The following is a 17,513-nucleotide window of genomic DNA, read 5'->3' as shown; positions in this document are numbered from 1 at the left end:
GGAGTGATCCGGTCCGTCACCGATCCTCGGCGCCGCCTGCCACGGGGACGGCGAGCCCGGCCGCGGACAGGTCCGCAGATTCCTCCGGGCGGCTCAACGCAGGGGTGGCCGCGGGGTCGGCGAGCAGCACCGGGACCAGCCGGTGCAGAGCCTCGGCGGCCCGCCCGACCGCGTCGCGCACCGGAGCGCTCAGGCCGGGCACGATGTCCTCGTCCGGATCCGGCCGGTCCTTCGGCTCGCAGGCGAGCACGAGGACGCGCGGCAGCGGCCCTTCGCCCAGGTGCGCGGCCAGGGCCAGCACCTTGGCCGGGTCCATGCCGTGCGCCTCGGGCGGGGCGGCGGCGCGGGTGCCGTCGGGGACCTCCGCCTCGATCAGGGACAGCGTGCCGGGCGGGTGGCCCCGTTCGGCCGCGTCGACCAGGACGGCGATGTCGTAACCGTCGAGCAGCTCGTAGGCGAGGTCCAGGCCGCGGATGCCGAAGTCCCGCACCCGCACCTCGGGCGGCAGCAGACGGCGCTCCAGGACGCGGATCACCTCGGGGCCGAAGGAGTCGTCCGCGAGGAAGATGTTGCCCACGCCCGCCACGAGCACACGCGCGTTCACAGGGCGTCCCCGGCGGGCGGGGAGAGGGGACGGGCGCAGCTCCCGGGAAGCTTGCGGACGAACGCCGACCGCAGGGCGTGGTAGTCGGCCCGGGGATCGAAGAAGATGGCGCGCATACGGGCGAGTTCCTCGCGCCGGTACTCCGCGAGCGGCCGTTCGTTCTCGTCCGTCCGCCGTGCCGCGGCCTTCGCCGTGATGCGCTGCAGGAGGTCCGGGGCGTCGCCCAGTCCGGCCGCGAGGCGCGCGGTCTCGGCGCTGAACTCCTGCGCGGCGACGGGGACAAGACGGTCCACGAGTCCGATGCGGGCGGCGTGCGCGGCACTCATCGGCAGCGCCTCCTCGGTCAGCTTCTGGGCCGTTCGCGCTCCGACGCGGCGCGGCAGCGTGTAGGTCCAGAACTCGGAGCCGTACAGGCCCATCCGCCGGTAGTGCGGATTGAGGACGGCGCCCGTACGGCACCACACCTCGTCGGCCGCGAGGGCGAGCATCAGACCGCCGGCCGCCGCGTTGCCGCCGACCGCCGCGACCACCAGCCGGTCGGTGGTGCGCAGGACCGCCTCGACCAGGTCGTCCATGGCGTTGAGGTTCACCCAGGACTCGCCGGCGGGGTCGGCGGCGGCCTCGATGACGTTCAGATGGATGCCGTTGGAGAAGAAGTCCCGCCCTCCGTCGAGGACCAGGACCGAGGTGGAGCGGGTGAGGGCGTAGCGGTAGGTGGCGAGCAGCCGGCGGCAGTGGTCCGTGCTCATCGCGCCGCCGGGGAAGGAGAAGGACAGGAAGCCGACGTCGCCGAGCTGCCGGTAGCGGATGTCCGTCCAGGTGCGCCGCTCGGCGGGCAGTTCCAGCGGGACGGGCATCTCCGGCAGCCGGAGCGCGGGGTCGCCGGTGCCCGCGCGTGCCGTCGCGGCGCCGGACGGGGACGGGAGGCCGTCGAGCACGGAGGCCGCCGGGCGGCGGAAGGGCGCCGGGTCGCCGGACGCCTTGCGGGGGCGCAGCTCCGGAATCCATACCGCGCCGTCCACGGTGGCCCGGCAGATCGCTCCCGCGCGGGTGGCGAGCAGTTCGCCGGGGCGGCCGCGGAGCCTGTCCTCCGGGTGCCCGCCGTGCAGGAACACCTCGTGGCCGAGGAGTTCGTCCAGGACGCCGGGCTGCGAGTCGGCGCCGCGGAGTTTGCGGAGCACCGTCCGGGTGCTGTCCTTCTCCCAGTCGATCCAGCGCCGCTCCTGGCGGAAGAAGTCGCGCCACACCACGTCGGCCCCGGGATCGCTCTGCGACCGCGGTTTGTACGAGCCCTCGGCGTACCGCTGCACGGCCTGCAGGACGGCGGCCGACGCGGCGTCGGACAGCTCGTTGCGGTACAGGTCGCTCTTGCCCACGGGCGGGACGGTGAAGGACTCCGACGCCCAGATGTCCCCCGCGTCCATCGCGGCCTCGGCCTGGAGGACCGTCACTCCCCAGTGCTGCGCCTCCTCGTCGATCGCCCAGTCCAGGGAGGCGGGGCCGCGGTCGCCGGGTGGTCCGGGGTGCACGATGAGGCAGGTGTGCTCCTGCCACACGTCCTCGGGCAGCGCCGTCTTCAGCATCGGCGCGACGATCAGTTCCGGCTGCACCTCGGTCACGGCGGCGCGAATGGCGTCGGCGCCGTGCGAGGCGAGAACGACGTCCACCCGGTGTTCCAGGTCCGACAGTTCCGCGTACACGCGCTGGGACAGGCTGTTGAACGCACTGACGACGAGCAAGATGTCCATGACCCGGCATACTCGCCGTTCCAGGTGTCCGCGAAAAGGATCACCGCGGCGTTTCGGCCGCCTCCGTCAGCTCCCTTGCTCCATCTGGAGCGCACCTTCGGTCCGGCCCGCGGGAAGACTCCGGACGGGTCGTCACTCGGCTCCGACCAACGCCCGCACCTCGAACTCTTCGTAGGTGTCGGGGACTTCGGGCCGGCTCAAGACCGTGCCGAGCCAGCCGAGGAGGAAGCCGGCCGGAATCGAGACGATGCCGGGGTTCTGGAGAGGGAACCAGGCGAAGTCGGCGGACGGGTAGAGCGAGTCGTGGGTGGAGGAGACGACGGGTGAGAACACCACGAGGAGGACCGAGCACAGCAGGCCGCCGTAGAGGCTGAGGAGGGCACCCGTCGCGGTGAAGCGGCGCCAGAACAGGGTGTAGACGAGGGTGGGCAGGAGGGCCGAGGCGGCGATGGCGAAGGCGAGGAAGGCCAGGGTGGCGCTGTTGGCGCCCCAGGCCACGAGGGCGAGCAGCATGCCGAGGACACCGATGACGGCCGCGGCGAGCCGGGCGACGAGGAGTTCCTCGGTCTGCTCGACCCGCCCCTTGCGGACGACCTCGCCGTAGAGGTCGTGGGCGAGTGAGGAGGCCGCGGCGAGGGTGAGGCCGGCGGCGACCGCGAGGAGCGTGACGAACGCCAGGCAGGACAGGAGGGCTGTCAGGACGCCCCCGCCGAGCGCGTGCGCGAGCAGCAGGACGGCAGCGTCCCCCTTGCGGTCCGTGCGGGCGATCGTCTCGCGGCCCACGATGGCGGTGGCGCCCAGGCCGAGCACGCCCGCCGCCAGGCAGACCAGGGACACCAGGCCCGTCGCCCAGACCACCGAGGTGCGCAGGACGCTGCTCGAGCGCGGTGCGAGCAGCCGCATCATGACGTGCGGGAGCGCGGCGAGGCCCAGCACGATCGCCAGTTCCAGGCTGAAGAAGTCCAGCTTGCTGGTGGTGCCGGCGCCGTAGCGCAGGCCGGGTTCTAGGAAGCGTGCGCCCATGCCGCTGTGGCCGGCGGCCGCGGCGAGCAGGGCGTCGATGCTCCAGTGGTAGTGGTGCAGCACCATCACGGCGGTCACCGAGACGCCCGCGATGAGCATGACGGCCTTGACGATCTGGATGAAGGTGGCACCGGGCATGCCGCCGAGGGCGGCGTACACGATGACGACCGTGCCGATGGCGACGACACACAAGGCGCGGGTGGCCGCGCCGGGTTCGCCGGTGAACTGGGTCAACAGGGCCACGCTGCCCACCAGTTGGGCCACGAGGTAGAGAGTGGTGACGGCCAGGGTGCACAGGCACACGGCGAGCCGCACGGACCGCTGCCGGGCCGGCATGCGCAGTGCGACGGTGTCGCCGAAGGTGAACCGGCCCGCGTTGCGCAGGGGTTCGGCGATGAGCAGCAGGACCATCATCCAGGCCATCGCGGTGCCGCCGAGGTAGAGGAGCCCGTCGTAGCCGGTGAGGGCGACCAGGCCGGTGCTGCCCAGGAGGGTGGCGGCGGAGAGGTAGTCGCCGCACATCGCCAGTCCGTTGCGCAGGGGTGTCATGGTGCGGTTGCCGAGGTAGAACTCGCCGATCTCGTCGCGGTGCGGCGCGGTCAGCAGCACGCTGAAGAGGGTGACGACGACCACGGCGAGGAAGAGCAGGAACGTCAGCCGCAGGCTGAAGCGGTCCGCGAAGACGGCCGCGGTCGTCACCATGTGCGGGACCTACCGGCGCGGTGCGGGGCGGGACGCCGGGCGGGAACGTCCGGCCGGCCGGGCTCCCGATGCAGGGGGCGGGTGCGCAGGCCGCGGGAGACCGGGTCGGCGCAGGTGCGCATCTGAGCGAGCCTGCGCCGTGCGATCAGGGCCATCATCACGAACTGGCCGAGACCGAGGGCCAGGCCGAGGGTGAGGTGACCGCTCAGCGACGTGTTCATGAGGCCGGGGGTGAAACTCGACAAAAGGACGTACAGCAGGAACCCGCCGACGGCGGCGGACGTCATCCGGACTCCGGATCGGCGGTGGGCATGGCGCAGCACCTGGAATTCGGAGCTGCCCGAAATCTCGTTCTTCGCCTGCTCGGCATTCACGCGGGCACACCTTCTACCATGCGGAATCTGTGGGGGATTGGTGAATCTGGAATCGCCGGTATCCGGATTCCTTCGGGTTCTGATCAGGTGGGGGTGAATCCGGGAGCCGGAGTATTGCAGCGCGCCCTTTGAACTATCAAGCGCACGGATGAGTGAAATTCCGAACGGTTTATCTTCGGGAGGCTGTCCCTTATCCCCGGGAGGTTGTCTTGAATGCAACGCTGCCGGGTGCCGGTCCGGCGCCCCGCACCGCGCGCCGCGGCAACTTAAGTGAACGGTTAACCAACTGTTGACACCCCTGGGAACCGAGCGCGCAATGAGTCCTGACATGGGGGTGTGACATGCAGGTTCCCGCTCCGTTCGAGTACCAGCGGGTGCACAGCGTCGGCGAGGCGATCGCGCTCCTGGACCGGCTCGGCGACACGGCACGGCTGGTGGCCGGAGGCCACAGCCTGCTCCCGATGATGAAGCTCAGGCTGGCCAACTTCGAGTACCTGGTCGACATCAACGAGCTGCACGACGAGCTCGGCTACATCCGTGTCGAACCGGGCCTGATACGTATCGGGGCGATGACCCGGCACCGGGAGCTGCTGGAGTCCGGCGAACTGGCCGTGGCCTTCCCGATCTTCCGTGACGCGGAGCGCGTCATCGCCGACCCCGTGGTCCGCAACCGCGGCACGCTCGGCGGCTCGCTGTGCCAGGCCGACCCGTCCGAGGATCTTTCCGCCGTGTGCACGACACTGGGCGCGTCCTGTGTCATCCAGGGGCTCGGCGGCGAGCGGGTCGTGTCGATGGAGGACTTCCACCAGGGCCCGTACGAGACGGCGGTCGGCGACGCCGAGATGCTCACCGAGGTGCGCTTCCCGGTGCGCCCGGGCGGGTCGAGCGCCTACGAGAAGGTCGAGCGGCGGGCCGGTGACTGGGCCGTCGTCTCGGCCGGCGCGGCCGTCTGGCTCGACGGCGGGACGGTCGCCGACGCCCGGGTGGGACTCGCCGCCGTCGGCCCGAACACCGCCGGCATCGCGGGCATCGCCGACATGATGCGCGGACATCCGCCCGGCGAGGAACTGTACGCGCGGGCCGGGGACATCGCCGCCGAGGCCTGTTCGCCGGTGACCGACCGGCGCGGCAGCGCCGAGTACAAGCGCCATCTGGCGCGCGAGCTGACCGTGCGGGTACTGCGCCGGGCAGTGGCCCGGGCGAGCGGACAGGAGGCGTGAACGTGCAGGTCACGATGATCGTCAACGGCGAAGAGGTCACCCGGGACATCGAGGGCAGGCTGCTCCTCGTCCACTTCCTGCGCGACCACCTGCGGCTGACCGGGACGCACTGGGGCTGCGACACCAGCAACTGCGGTACGTGCGTGGTGTGGCTGGACGGCGAGCCGGTCAAGTCCTGCACCGTGCTGGCCGCGATGGCGGGCGGCCACGAGGTGCGCACCGTGGAGGGGCTGGAGCAGAACGGCGAACTCGACCCCGTGCAGCGGGGGTTCGTCGAGTGCCACGGCCTGCAGTGCGGCTTCTGCACTCCGGGCATGATGATGACCGCGCGTGCCCTGCTGGACCGTAACCCCGACCCGTCCGAGCAGGAGATCCGCGAGGCGATCTCCGGGCAGATCTGCCGCTGCACCGGTTACGCCACCATCGTCCGCTCCATCCGGTGGGCGGCGGCCGAGGAGGCCGGTACCCGGACGACGGCCACGGAGGCGAGCGCACCATGACCACGACCGCACCCGACGGCCACCGCACCGCGTTCGTCGACAACGACCAGAAGCCCTGCGGGCACGGGCGGATGCTCCGCAAGGAGGACCCTCGCTTCGTGCGCGGCAAGGGCCGCTACGTCGACGACCTCCAGCTTCCCGGCATGCTGCACCTGGCCATCCTGCGCTCGCCCCTCGCCCACGCGCGCGTGGTGTCCGTCGACACCACCCTGGCCGAGGCGCATCCGAAGGTCCGCCTGGTGGTGACCGGCGCGATGCTCGCCGAGAAGGGCCTCGCGTGGATGCCGACCCTCTCCAACGACGTCCAGGCCGTCCTCGCCACCGACAAGGTGCGCTTCCAGGGCCAGGAGGTCGCCTTCGTCGTCGCCGAGGACCGCTACGCGGCCCGCGACGCCCTGGAGTTGATCGACGTCGAGTACGAGCCGCTCGACCCGGTGATCGACGTCCGCACCGCCCTCGCGCCCGACGCGCCCGTCATCCGCGACGACCTGGAGGGCAAGCAGGACAACCACTGCTTCGACTGGGAGACCGGCGACGCCGCCGAGACCGACGCCGTCTTCGCCCGGGCCGACGTCGTGGTCAAGCAGGACATCGTCTATCCGCGCGTGCATCCGGCGCCCATGGAGACGTGCGGCGCGGTCGCCGACTACGACGCCGTCGACGGCAAGCTCACCCTGTGGTCCACCACCCAGGCGCCGCACGCCCACCGCACCCTGTACGCCATCGTCGCGGGGCTGCCCGAGCACAAGATCCGCGTGGTCTCCCCCGACATCGGCGGCGGCTTCGGCAACAAGGTGCCGATCTACCCCGGATACGTCTGCGCGATCGTGGGCTCCCTGCTCACCGGCAAGCCCGTGAAGTGGGTGGAGGACCGCTCGGAGAACCTCATCACCACCGGGTTCGCCCGCGACTACATCATGCGCGGCGAGATCGCGGCGACGCGCGAAGGGCGGATCCTCGCCGTCCGGACCCATGTCCTCGCCGACCATGGCGCGTTCAACGGCACCGCCGCACCCGTGAAGTACCCGGCCGGCTTCTTCGGCGTCTTCACCGGCAGCTACGACATCGAGGCCGCGCACTGCAGGATGACGGCCGTCTACACCAACAAGGCGCCCGGCGGGGTGGCGTACGCCTGCTCGTTCCGCATCACCGAGGCGGTGTACCTGGTCGAGCGGATGGTGGACTGCCTGGCGTACGAACTCGGCATGGACCCGGTGCAGTTGCGGACGAAGAACTTCATCCGGCCCGAGCAGTTCCCGTACCGGACCAAGACCGGCTGGGTGTACGACTCCGGGAACTACGCGCCCACCATGGAGCTGGCGACCCGGCTCGCCGGATACGCCGAACTGCGCGCCGAGCAGGCCGAGAAGCGGGCCCGGGGCGAACTCATGGGCATCGGGGTGTCGTTCTTCACCGAGGCGGTCGGCGCCGGGCCCCGCAAGGACATGGACATCCTCGGGCTCGGCATGGCGGACGGCTGCGAACTGCGGGTGCATCCCACCGGCAAGGCGGTCGTACGGCTGTCGGTGCAGAGCCAGGGGCAGGGCCACGAGACGACGTTCGCGCAGATCGTCGCCGAGGAACTCGGCATCCCGCCGCAGGACATCGAGGTCGTGCACGGCGACACCGACCAGACACCCTTCGGGCTCGGCACGTACGGCAGCCGCTCCACACCCGTCTCGGGCGCGGCGGCGGCACTGGTCGCCCGCAGAGTGCGCGACAAGGCGCGGCTGATCGCCTCCTCGATGCTGGAGGTGTCCGTCGCCGACCTGGAGTGGGAGAAGGGCTCCTTCCAGGTGGCGGGCGACCCCAAGGCGTCGGTGACCATCCAGGACGTCGCCATGCGCGCGCACGGCGCGGGCGATCTGCCCGAGGGAGTTGAGGGCGGCCTGGACGCGCAGATCTGCTACAACCCGGAGAACCTCACCTATCCGCACGGCGCCTACATCTGCGTCGTCGACATCGACCCGGGCACCGCGAAGGTCACCGTCCGCCGCTTCGTCGCGGTCGACGACTGCGGCACCCGTATCAACCCGATGATCATCGAGGGGCAGGTGCACGGCGGGCTCACGGACGGCGTCGGCATGGCGCTGATGGAGATGATCGCCTTCGACGAGGACGGCAACTGCCTGAGCGGGTCGCTGATGGACTACCTCATCCCGACCTCCCTCGAAGTCCCCGACTGGGAGACGGGGTTCACGGTCACCCCGTCCCCGCACCATCCCATCGGCGCCAAGGGGGTCGGCGAGTCCGCGACGGTCGGCTCACCGCCCGCGATCGTCAACGCCGTCGTCGACGCGCTGAAGCCCTTCGGTGTCCGGCACGCGGACATGCCGCTCACTCCGTCACGGGTGTGGGAGGCCATGCAGGGCCGGCCCGTGCCGCCGATCTGAAGGTGGTCGCGATGACCGGCACAGTGAGCGCGCGGGCGCTCGAACTCACCCGGCGGCGGGTGCCGTTCGTGCACGCGCGCGTGGTGCGCGCCCAGGCGCCGGCCTCCGCGCATCCGGGCGACGAGGCCATCGTCCACGGCGACGGCACGATCGACGGCTTCGTCGGCGGCCACTGCGCGGAGGGGTCGGTGCGCACGGCTGCGCTGGGCGCCCTGCACGGCGGCGGGCCGCTGCTGCTGCGTGTGCTGCCGACGGGCGAGGACGTGTTCCCGGAGACACCGGGTGCGCAGGTCGTCGTCAACCCCTGTCTGTCGGGCGGTGCGCTGGAGATCTTCTTGGAGCCCGTCCTGCCGCCGCCGCTCATCGAGGTCGCCGGGGACACACCGATCGCCGAAGCCTTCCTCGCCCTGGCCGAGGTGCTGGGCTACGCCACCGCGCGGTCGCTGCCGGACGGCCGGCCCGCCGACCACACGGCGGCGGTGATCGTGGCGGGGCAGGGCCACGGTGACGCCGAGTCGGTGCGCGCCGCCCTCGACGCGGACGTCCCGCACATCGCGCTCGTCGCCAGCCGCCGGCGCGGCTCCGCCCTGCTCGACGAACTCGGCCTCGGCCAAGGGGAACGGGACCGGATCCACTCCCCCGCCGGCCTGGACATCGGCGCCCGCACCGCGCCCGAGATCGCGCTGTCGATCCTGGCCGAGGTGGTGGAGGCCGTACGGGCGAGGCCCGTGGTCCTCGCGGCGCGACCGGCCGAGGCCGTCGACCCGGTGTGCGGGATGACGGTGACCGTACGGGCCGACACGCCTCATCTGGCCACGGACGACGGCGAGTTGTGGTTCTGCGGCACCGGCTGCCGGGACCGGCACGCCGCGGGGCTGGCGGGCTAGGACGTGAGCGAGTTGTTCAGCGGTGCGCAGGAGGTACGGCAACGCCTGGACGCGGTCGGCCACTTGGTCGACGACGGCACCGCGACCGCCCTCTTCCTGGCCACCGTCCTCGACCGGCCGCTCCTGGTGGAAGGCGAGCCCGGCGTCGGCAAGACCAGCCTCGCCAAGGCCCTCGCCCAGGCGCTGGACACCCCGCTGATCCGGCTCCAGTGCTATGAGGGGCTCACGCAGGGCGAGGCCCTGTACGAGTGGAACCACCAGCGCCAGCTCCTCGCCATCCGGCTCACCGAGGCGCGCGGCGGACAGCTCTCCGACGCCGACGTGTTCACCGAGGAGTTCCTGCTCGACCGGCCCCTGCTGCGGGCGGTACGGCACGCGGGGCCGCTGCCGCCCGTCCTGCTGATCGACGAGATCGACCGGGCCGACGACGAGTTCGAGGCGCTGCTCTTCGAGTTCCTCGGTGAATGGTCCATCACCGTGCCCGAGTTGGGCACCTTCGCCGCCGTACGCCCACCCGTCGTCCTGCTCACCTCCAACCGCAGCCGCGAACTGCACGACGCACTGCGCCGCCGCTGCCTCTACCACTGGATCGACTTCCCCTCCCCCGAGCGCGCCGCGCAGATCCTGCGCCGCTCGGTACCGGCCGCGTCCGAGCCGCTGATCGCCTCCGCGACGCAGTTCATCGGCGGGGTGCGCCGCCTCGACCTGGACAAGGCGCCGGGGATGGCGGAGGCGATCGACTGGGTCTCCGCGCTGGCGGCACTGCGCGTCGCACGGCTGACGCGTGCCGACGTCGTCGGCACGCTCAGCACGGTCGCCAAGAGCCCCGACGACCGCATCGCCATCACCGAGGCGCTCGACCAGCTGGGTCCTGCCGAACAGGCGAGGCGATCGTGAGCTTCCTGCCGGCCGTCGACCGGGCCGCCTTCGCCGTCGCGTTCGCCGACCGGCTCAGGCAGCACGGGGTGGCGGTGGAGCTCACGGCCACGCAGGACTTCGTACGGGCGCTCGTCGCGGTGCCCCCCGTGTCCCGGACGGCGCTGTACTGGTCGGCCCGGGTCACGCTCGTCCGTCGCAGGCCGGACCTGACGCGGTTCGACGAGGTCTTCGGCGCCGTCTTCGGTGAGGCCCTGCTGTCCCTCGACCCGAACGCCCGGCGCGACGGCGCGCGGTCCGGGCCGCGCGGGGGCGACGCCCGTTCACCGGCGCCGGGCGAGCCGTACGACGTCTCCGGCGCATCCGGTGACCGGCGCGGTCTGCCGTGGGTGACCCTGCCGCCCGTCGTCGCGGACGCGGACCGGCGTGACGACGTGGAGCTTGCCGTGCCGCAGCGTCTGCCCAGCGATCTCGCCGGGGTCCTGAACACGCCGTTCGAGCAACTCGACGCCGTACAGGCGCAGTTGCTCGGCCGGTGGCTGGAGCGGGCGCTGCGGGAGTGGCCCGTGCGCCGGTCGCGCCGGTTCGCGGTGCGGCCGGGCGGCCCCCGGGTGGCGATCCGCGAGACGGCGGCCCAGGCGCGGCGCACCGGCTGGGACCCGGTCCATCTGGTGCGCACCGGACCCGTGCGCCGGCCCCGCCGGGTGGTGGTGCTGTGCGACGTGAGCCGGTCGATGGAGGCGCAGGCAAGGGCGTATCTGCATCTGATGCGGGCGCTGGCACTGACCACCCACGCCGAGGTCTTCGCCTTCGCGACCTCGCTGACCCGGCTGACCACGACGCTGGGCAACCGTTCGACCGAGGCGGCGCTGGAGGAGGCGACGGAACGGGTCGCGGACCGGTTCGGCGGTACGCGGATCGCGCACTGCCTGTCGACGCTGCTCGCCTCGCACCACGGGGGCACGGTGCGCGGCGCGGTGGTCCTGATCGGTTCGGACGGCTGGGACGGCGATCCGCCGGAGCGGCTGGCCGCGGCCATGGCCCGGCTGCGGCGCCGCGCGCACCTGGTCGTCTGGCTGAACCCGCGCGCCGCGACGCCGGGCTTCGTCCCGCGTACGACGACGATGGCCGCGGCGCTTCCGTACGTGGACCTGCTGCTGCCGGCGGACACCTTCGGAGATCTGCTGCGGGTGCCGGGCGAGGTGGCGCGGCACGTGCGCCGGCGCTGAACGGCCCGGGCGGGAGGCTGCCCGGGCCGTCTGCCGTGGCCGGCGCCGCACGACGGCACCGGCGGCCCGGTCAGGTGGCGGGCATCAGCCGAACATGCCGGGCTGATAGTCGCCGGCGGGCTGCTGGACGATGACGTTGAAGCGGTTGTAGAGGTTGATCAGGGCGATGGTGGCCACGAGGGCGGCGAGCTGCTCCTCGTCGAAGTGCTTGGCGGCGTTCTCCCAGACATCGTCCGGGACGCCACCGGCCGCGTCCGCGATGCGGGTGCCCTGCTCCGCCAGTTCCAGCGCGGCGCGCTCGGCGTCGCTGAAGACCTTGGCCTCGCGCCAGGCGGCGACCATGTGAAGTCGCTGCGGATCCTCGCCCGCGGCCAGGGCGTCCTTGGTGTGCATGTCGGTGCAGAAGCCGCAGCCGTTGATCTGACTGGCGCGCAGCTTCACCAGTTCGCCCGTCGCGGCCGGCAGTGTCGAGTCCGCCACGACCTTGCCCGCCGCGTTGATGTGCTTGAGCAGCTTCCCTGCGATCGCGTTGTCGAAGAGGCTCATGCGAGCTTCCATGGTGCGCTCCTGTGTGCCGTTGTCCGGTGGGTACACCTCGTTGACGGCACGACCCGGCAGGATGTGACACGCACCGGTGTGACCTGCGTCTCCTAGCTCCACAAGGTGACGTGGACGGCCGGCCTGAAGCGGCCCGCGGTCACGCCCGCGCCGCGCAGCATGGCCTGGGTGGCGCGGGGCGTGGTGACGAAGCGCCGCAGTTCCGCGGCGACCGGGGGCGCCTCGCGGTCGTGGAGGGAGAGCAGGTTCCAGGAGCCGCGGGCCGGCAGATGGGGGCCTTCGAGCCGCCGAAGATGCCCGTCGGACAGATCCCTCGCCACGGCGAAGGCCACCGCCAGGGCGATCCCCTTGCCGCGTTTGGCCTCGTCCACCGCGGCCGCGTGGCTCTGGAAGATGCGCTGGTTGTGCTCGGGGACGCTCAGGCGGCGCAGTACCGAGGGGACCAGCCCGGCGCGGCCCACGGCGGAGGGACCGAGCAGCCAGGTCTGCTCGCGCAGCTCCGTGACGCCGGCGCCGCCCGCGGCGAGCGGATGGTCGGGGCCGACGACCGCGATCACCTGGTAGTTGAGGAAGTGGGTGCAGGTCATGGTGTCGTCGAGGGTGGCCGGGCGGGGCCCGACGGCCACGTCGACCGCGCGGTTGAGAAGCAGCGCGCCGAACCGCTCCGGGTCGTGCACGCTCAGTTCCACGTCCAGGTCGGCGGCGCGCTGGGCGAACAGCTCGATGAGGCCGGGCGCCGCGTGCTCGGCGAACAGGCTGGAGGCGGCCAGGCGCAGCAGCCGCCGGCCGGAGCCGGCCCGCCGCACCTCGAGGATGGTGCGGTCCTGCAGGCCCAGCATCTCGGTCGCGCGGCTGGCGAGCCGCAGCCCTCCGGGCGTGAACGCCAGACCGTGCGCGGTCCGGGTGAACAGCTTGTCGCCGAGTTCCCGGCGCAGGTGGGCGATGTGCATCGAGACGGCGGCTTCCGTCACGGCGAGGTCGGCCGCGGCCGCCTTCACCGAACCGAGGCGCACGGTGGCTGAGTAGGCCCGTAGTTGTGCCGGGGTCAACGAGAACCTCCCCGCTCTCCACGGGTGTGCATCACCTGTGACCTGCACCTCAAATTAGCGCACCAGTTCCCCGGGAGCCACTGGCATGGGTGGCCGGTGGGGTACAAGCGACGCCTGGTGCAGGAGGGTTCAGGCTTGGTCCATCAGCCCGGCGGCGAGCGTCGCGCCCAGCTCCCAGCACGCCTCGAGGTCGGCCTTGGCCGGCTCCCCCGTCACCGTGACGGGCCGGGCGGCCGCCTTCCAGCCGAGACCGGTCGTGATCGTCCCGATCCCCCGCACCGCGCCCGTGACGTCGCTCCCGCCGTGCACGTAGTAGCCGAAGGGCCTGCCCCGGGTCGCGTCCAGGCACGGGTAGTAGATCTGGTCGAAGAAGTGCTTCAGCGCCCCGGACATGTAGCCGATGTTGGCCGGGGTGCCGAGGACGAAGGCGTCGGCGGCGAGCACGTCGGACGCCGTGGCCGCGAGGGCCGGCCGGCGCACGACCTCGACGCCCTCGATCTCGGGCGCGGTCGCGCCGGCGACGACGGCCTCCAGCATGGCCTGGCAGTTCGGCGAGGGTGTGTGATGCACAATCAGCAAGGTGGGCACGCCTGGCACCCTAGTTCAGGCGCCGGACGCGGCCGCCCCCGGCCGAACGCCGATTCAGAAGCGACACCGCTGAATCCGATGAAAAGGACTTGTTGGACTTCAGAATCATGCGCGAGCACAGTGAAGCGCATGACCCACCTCGCACGTCCCGAGCGCTACGACGGCACCATGCGCTACCGGCGGACCGGTCGCTCCGGTCTGGACCTCCCGCTCCTCTCCCTCGGCTACTGGCACAACTTCGGCGACGACAAGCCGTTCGAGACGCAGCGCGAGATCGCCCTGCGCGCCTTCGACCTCGGGATCACCCATCACGACCTGGCGAACAACTACGGCCCGCCGTACGGCTCCGCCGAGATCAACTTCGGCCGGCTGATGAAGCAGGACCTCGGGCCGTACCGCGACGAGCTGGTGATCTCCACGAAGGCCGGCTGGGACATGTGGCCCGGCCCGTACGGCCAGGGCGGCGGTTCGCGCAAGTACATGCTCGCCTCGCTGGACCAGTCGCTGGAGCGCATGGGCCTGGACTACGTCGACATCTTCTACTCCCACCGTCTCGACGCGACGACTCCGCTGGAGGAGACGATGGGCGCGCTCGACACGGCGGTGCGCCAGGGCAAGGCCCTCTACGTCGGCATCTCCTCCTACGACGCCGAGCGCACCCGTGAGGCGGTGGCGATCCTGCGCGATCTGGGCACTCCGCTCCTCATCCACCAGCCGTCGTACAGCATGCTCAACCGCTGGATCGAGACGGAGGGTCTGCTGGACGCTGCGCAGGAGGAGGGCTTCGGGGTCATCGGCTTCACGGCGCTCGCCCAGGGGTTGCTGACCGGGCGCTACCTGAACGGCGTGCCCGAGGGCTCGCGGGCCGCGGCGGGCACGTCGTTCGACACGTCCTGGCTGTCGGAGGACATGCTGGTCAGGCTGCGCGCGCTGAACGACATCGCGGCCCGGCGCGGACAGAGCCTCGCCCAGATGGCCCTGGCCTGGGCGCTGCGGGACGAACGGGTCACGTCACTGGTCATCGGCGCCTCGCGCACCGAGCAGCTCGAGCAGAACGTCGCCGCGCTGGAGAACCTCGACTTCAGCGCCGAGGAGCTGGCCGAGATCGACAAGTACGCCGCCGACGGCGGTGTCGACCTGTGGCGGGACGCCCGGCTGGGCAACCTCGGCTCGAACTGAAGCCCCGGCCGAGCGTTCGCCTCAGCACAGCACGCGCAGCGCTCCCGGCAGGACCCTGGCCGTGACGGGCAGGACGGCGTCGACCTCTCCGTCGGCGCCGTAGGGCACGTCACGGTCGGCGGAGATGTGGATCTCCCTGCCGCGCAGGACGCGCACCTGCGGCCGGTCGACGTGGCCGCCCGTCTTCAGCTCGTTCATCAGGGCGAAGAAGAGCCGCCGGGGCGCCTCGCTGATCAGCACGATGTCCAGCAGGCCGTCGTCCACCCGGGCGCCCGGGGCGACGAGCCGGCCGGAGCCGTAGTAGCCGGAGTTGGCGGCCACCACCGTGTAGCCGGTGTGCAGGTGTTCCTCGCCGTCGATCGTGACCCGGTAGCGGGCCGGCCGCCAGGTGGTGACGGCCCGCAGCCCGCCGGCGTAGTAGGAGGCGGCGCCGCGCAGCAGCTTGGCGTGGTTGGCGTGGCGGTTGGCGAGGGCGTCGACGCCGGCGTAGACGCTGCCGAGGACGACGGTGCGGTCGTGGGTGGCCGACTCGACCTCGATGGTGTCGACGGCGCGGGGTTCGTGGTGGAGCAGTACCTTGGCCAACTCCTCCGGCGCGGTGGGGAGTTCGAGGGCTCGTGCGAAGTCGTTGCCCCGCCCGGCGGGGACCAGGCCGAGTACGGCGCCGGTGCCACTGAGGGCGCCGCCGATGCCGCCCGCCATGCCGTCCCCGCCGACGGCGAGCACGATGCGGCCCTGTTCGCCGGCGTGCCGGGCGAGTTCCTGGGCGTGGGCCAGGCTGCGGCTGTACTCCGTCTGCAGCTCGGCCCCCGCCTCGCGCAGCAGCCGGGCCACGGCGAGCAGCGCGGCGGCCGAACTCGACCCGCCCGCGGTGGGGTTGACGACGGCGGTGAACTGTCGCATCGGTGTGCCTCCGGGGCGGACGTGCCGGTTTCTGCGGGACGGGGGTGCGGGGTCGATCGGCCGGCTGGACGGGATGCCGGTCAGTCGTCGAGGGGCAGCAGGATGCCGGGGTTGAGCAGTCCGTCCGGGTCCAGGATGCGCTTCACGGCGCGCAGCGCGTCGACGGCCAGCGGGCCGACCTCGCGGACGTACCAGTCCCGGTGGTCGGTGCCCACCGCGTGGTGGTGGGTGATGGTCCCGCCCGCCGCGAGGATCGCCTCGTTGGCTGCGTGCTTGGCCCGGGTCCAGTGCGCGACGGGGTCCTCGCCCTGCGCCGAGACCACGGTGAAGTAGAGCGAGGCGCCGTTCTCGTAGACGTGCGAGATGTGGCACATGACCAGGGGCGGGGTGCCGGCCTCGGTGAGGGTGGTGGTGAGCGCGTCGCGCACGGCCGCGTAGAGCTCGGGGACTCGGGACCAGAAGGTCGCCGTCTCCAGTGTCTCGGCGAAGGCGCCCGCGTCGAGCAGGGCGTCGCGCAGATAGGGGGCCGAGTAGCGGCCGTGGGCCCAGCGCTCGCCGGGCTCTTCGCCCAGGGGTGTGCCGCCGCACTCGCGCAGCACGGCCGACGCGCGCTCCCGGCGGTATGCCGTGTCCTCCTCCGTGCCCTCGTAACCCGCGACGGCCGTGCAGCCGGCGGCGGTCGGGGCGCCGGAGTCACCGATGGCGTCGGGCTGGGCCAGACCGATCAAGGTCTCGGTCTCGTCGGACAGGCGCAGCACCGTCGGGCGCGGCCCGTCCTGCGCGAGCCGGCGCAGCGCGGCGGAACCCTCCTCGAAGGAGGCGAACTTCCAGCCCTCGTAGATCCGCGTCCTGGGGATCGGGCGGATGCGGACCGTGACGGACGTGATGACGCCGAAGGCGCCCTCCGAGCCGAGCAGGAGCTGCCGCAGGTCCGGGCCGGCGGCCGAGCGCGGGGCGCGGCCCGTGTCGATGGTGCCCTCGGGGGTGGCGAGGGTGAGGCCGAGCACCATCTCGTCGAAGCGGCCGTAGCCGGCGGACGCCTGACCGCTGGAGCGGGTGGCGGCGAATCCGCCGATGGTGGCCCACTCGTACGACTGCGGGAAGTGGCCGAGGGTGAAGCCCTGTTCGGCGAGCAGCGCCTCGGCCTGCGGGGCGCGCAGGCCCGGCTGGAGGGTCGCGGTGCGCGAGACCGGGTCGAGGGCGAGCAGTCCGTCCATGCGCCGCAGGTCCAGGGCGACGAACGGTCCCCGCCGCCCGGGCGCGAGCCCGCCGACCACGGAGGTGCCGCCGCCGAACGGGACCAGGGCCAGCCGGTGCCGGGCGCAGACGCGCAGCACGGCGAGGACCTCGTCGTGGCCGGTCGGCAGCAGTACGGCGGCCGGGGTGTCGGCGGTGTCGCCCTCCCGGATGCGCAGCAGGTCGGGCGTGGACTTGCCGCGCGTGTGCCGGACCCGCGTCTCCGCGTCGGTGCGCACGTACTCCTCGCCGCCGAGGGCGGCCGCGAGCGCCTGGTGCGCGGCGGGCTCCAACTGCCCTTGCGGAACGGCGATGTCGGCGAGGCCGATCTGCTCGGCGCTGCGCGGCTTCACTCCGAGCAGATCGCGCAACAGCCCGATCACCGTGTCCGGCAGCGGTGCCGCCTTGGCCGGGTCGCCCCAGCCGCTCCACAGCATGTCCATG

Annotated in this window: 16 protein-coding genes; 7 read left to right on the top strand and 9 right to left on the bottom strand. The window is 72.2% G+C overall.

Annotation, left to right across the window (positions count from 1 at the left end; all coding sequences use genetic code 11):
• Positions 1 to 16 precede the first annotated feature (16 nt).
• From ACIBN2_RS32565 to ACIBN2_RS32550, 4 genes are all read right to left on the bottom strand, one after another.
• Positions 17 to 604, bottom strand: a complete 588-nt coding sequence (locus tag ACIBN2_RS32565; RefSeq protein ID WP_399139796.1) for a hydrogenase maturation protease — start codon at positions 602 to 604, stop codon at positions 17 to 19.
• Entirely contained in the window at positions 601 to 2,352 is a 1,752-nt protein-coding gene (locus ACIBN2_RS32560; RefSeq protein ID WP_399139795.1) for an enoyl-CoA hydratase-related protein, read from the bottom strand. The genes ACIBN2_RS32565 and ACIBN2_RS32560 overlap by 4 nt, the downstream gene beginning before the upstream one ends.
• A 132-nt stretch (positions 2,353 to 2,484) precedes the next feature.
• Positions 2,485 to 4,077 (bottom strand): cation acetate symporter, encoded by a 1,593-nt coding sequence (locus ACIBN2_RS32555; RefSeq protein ID WP_399139793.1) that lies wholly within the window; start codon positions 4,075 to 4,077, stop codon positions 2,485 to 2,487.
• Positions 4,071 to 4,451 (bottom strand): DUF485 domain-containing protein, encoded by a 381-nt coding sequence (locus ACIBN2_RS32550; protein ID WP_399139791.1) that lies wholly within the window; start codon positions 4,449 to 4,451, stop codon positions 4,071 to 4,073. Before ACIBN2_RS32550 ends, ACIBN2_RS32555 begins: the two co-directional genes overlap by 7 nt.
• Before the next feature lie 341 nt (positions 4,452 to 4,792).
• On the opposite strand from ACIBN2_RS32550, the gene ACIBN2_RS32545 reads away from it, so the two are divergent.
• Genes ACIBN2_RS32545 through ACIBN2_RS32520 form a run of 6 tightly spaced genes read left to right on the top strand, consistent with a single transcriptional unit; the run spans position 4,793 to position 11,556 of the window.
• A complete protein-coding gene (locus ACIBN2_RS32545; RefSeq protein ID WP_399139789.1) occupies positions 4,793 to 5,671 on the top strand; it encodes an FAD binding domain-containing protein in 879 nt (292 codons plus the stop codon).
• A gap of 2 nt (positions 5,672 to 5,673) precedes the next feature.
• Positions 5,674 to 6,171: a (2Fe-2S)-binding protein gene (locus ACIBN2_RS32540; protein WP_399140235.1), complete on the top strand. Its 498-nt coding sequence runs from the start codon at positions 5,674 to 5,676 to the stop codon at positions 6,169 to 6,171.
• Positions 6,168 to 8,564 (top strand): aerobic carbon-monoxide dehydrogenase large subunit, encoded by a 2,397-nt coding sequence (locus tag ACIBN2_RS32535; protein WP_399139788.1) that lies wholly within the window; start codon positions 6,168 to 6,170, stop codon positions 8,562 to 8,564. The genes ACIBN2_RS32540 and ACIBN2_RS32535 overlap by 4 nt, the downstream gene beginning before the upstream one ends.
• 11 nt (positions 8,565 to 8,575) lie before the next feature.
• Positions 8,576 to 9,451: an XdhC family protein gene (locus ACIBN2_RS32530; protein ID WP_399139786.1), complete on the top strand. Its 876-nt coding sequence runs from the start codon at positions 8,576 to 8,578 to the stop codon at positions 9,449 to 9,451.
• A 3-nt stretch (positions 9,452 to 9,454) separates the two neighbouring features.
• Positions 9,455 to 10,348 (top strand): AAA family ATPase, encoded by an 894-nt coding sequence (locus ACIBN2_RS32525; protein ID WP_399139784.1) that lies wholly within the window; start codon positions 9,455 to 9,457, stop codon positions 10,346 to 10,348.
• Positions 10,345 to 11,556, top strand: coding sequence for a VWA domain-containing protein (locus tag ACIBN2_RS32520; RefSeq protein WP_399139783.1), 1,212 nt, complete (start codon positions 10,345 to 10,347; stop codon positions 11,554 to 11,556). The genes ACIBN2_RS32525 and ACIBN2_RS32520 overlap by 4 nt, the downstream gene beginning before the upstream one ends.
• A gap of 84 nt (positions 11,557 to 11,640) precedes the next feature.
• On the opposite strand, the gene ACIBN2_RS32515 is transcribed toward ACIBN2_RS32520, so the two are convergent.
• The 3 genes from ACIBN2_RS32515 to ACIBN2_RS32505 all read right to left on the bottom strand — a co-directional run bounded on the left by ACIBN2_RS32515 (position 11,641) and on the right by ACIBN2_RS32505 (position 13,751).
• Positions 11,641 to 12,114, bottom strand: coding sequence for a carboxymuconolactone decarboxylase family protein (locus tag ACIBN2_RS32515; protein ID WP_399139782.1), 474 nt, complete (start codon positions 12,112 to 12,114; stop codon positions 11,641 to 11,643).
• Between the two features lie 92 nt (positions 12,115 to 12,206).
• Positions 12,207 to 13,211, bottom strand: a complete 1,005-nt coding sequence (locus ACIBN2_RS32510; RefSeq protein WP_399139780.1) for a LysR family transcriptional regulator — start codon at positions 13,209 to 13,211, stop codon at positions 12,207 to 12,209.
• 81 nt (positions 13,212 to 13,292) lie between these two features.
• The gene (locus ACIBN2_RS32505) at positions 13,293 to 13,751 is read right to left on the bottom strand and encodes a flavodoxin family protein (protein WP_399139779.1); all 459 of its coding nucleotides are present in this window, start codon (positions 13,749 to 13,751) and stop codon (positions 13,293 to 13,295) included.
• A 129-nt stretch (positions 13,752 to 13,880) separates the two neighbouring features.
• On the opposite strand from ACIBN2_RS32505, the gene mgrA reads away from it, so the two are divergent.
• The gene (gene mgrA / locus ACIBN2_RS32500) at positions 13,881 to 14,930 is read left to right on the top strand and encodes an L-glyceraldehyde 3-phosphate reductase (RefSeq protein WP_399139777.1); all 1,050 of its coding nucleotides are present in this window, start codon (positions 13,881 to 13,883) and stop codon (positions 14,928 to 14,930) included.
• Between the two features lie 21 nt (positions 14,931 to 14,951).
• Here the strand turns inward: mgrA and ACIBN2_RS32495 are convergent, their stop codons facing one another.
• Together ACIBN2_RS32495 and ACIBN2_RS32490 are read right to left on the bottom strand one after the other, a co-directional pair.
• On the bottom strand, positions 14,952 to 15,833 hold the full coding sequence (locus ACIBN2_RS32495) for a YegS/Rv2252/BmrU family lipid kinase (RefSeq protein WP_399139776.1): 882 nt from the start codon (positions 15,831 to 15,833) through the stop codon (positions 14,952 to 14,954).
• Between the two features lie 80 nt (positions 15,834 to 15,913).
• The gene (locus tag ACIBN2_RS32490) at positions 15,914 to 17,512 is read right to left on the bottom strand and encodes an FAD-binding oxidoreductase (protein ID WP_399139774.1); all 1,599 of its coding nucleotides are present in this window, start codon (positions 17,510 to 17,512) and stop codon (positions 15,914 to 15,916) included.
• Position 17,513 lies beyond the last annotated feature (1 nt).

It is taken from the genome of Streptomyces sp. NPDC050534, from assembly GCF_044457745.1.
GTDB lineage: Bacteria > Actinomycetota > Actinomycetes > Streptomycetales > Streptomycetaceae > Streptomyces.
Note: the sequence above shows the minus strand (reverse complement) of the source record. Positions and strands in the feature narration are given on the sequence as shown.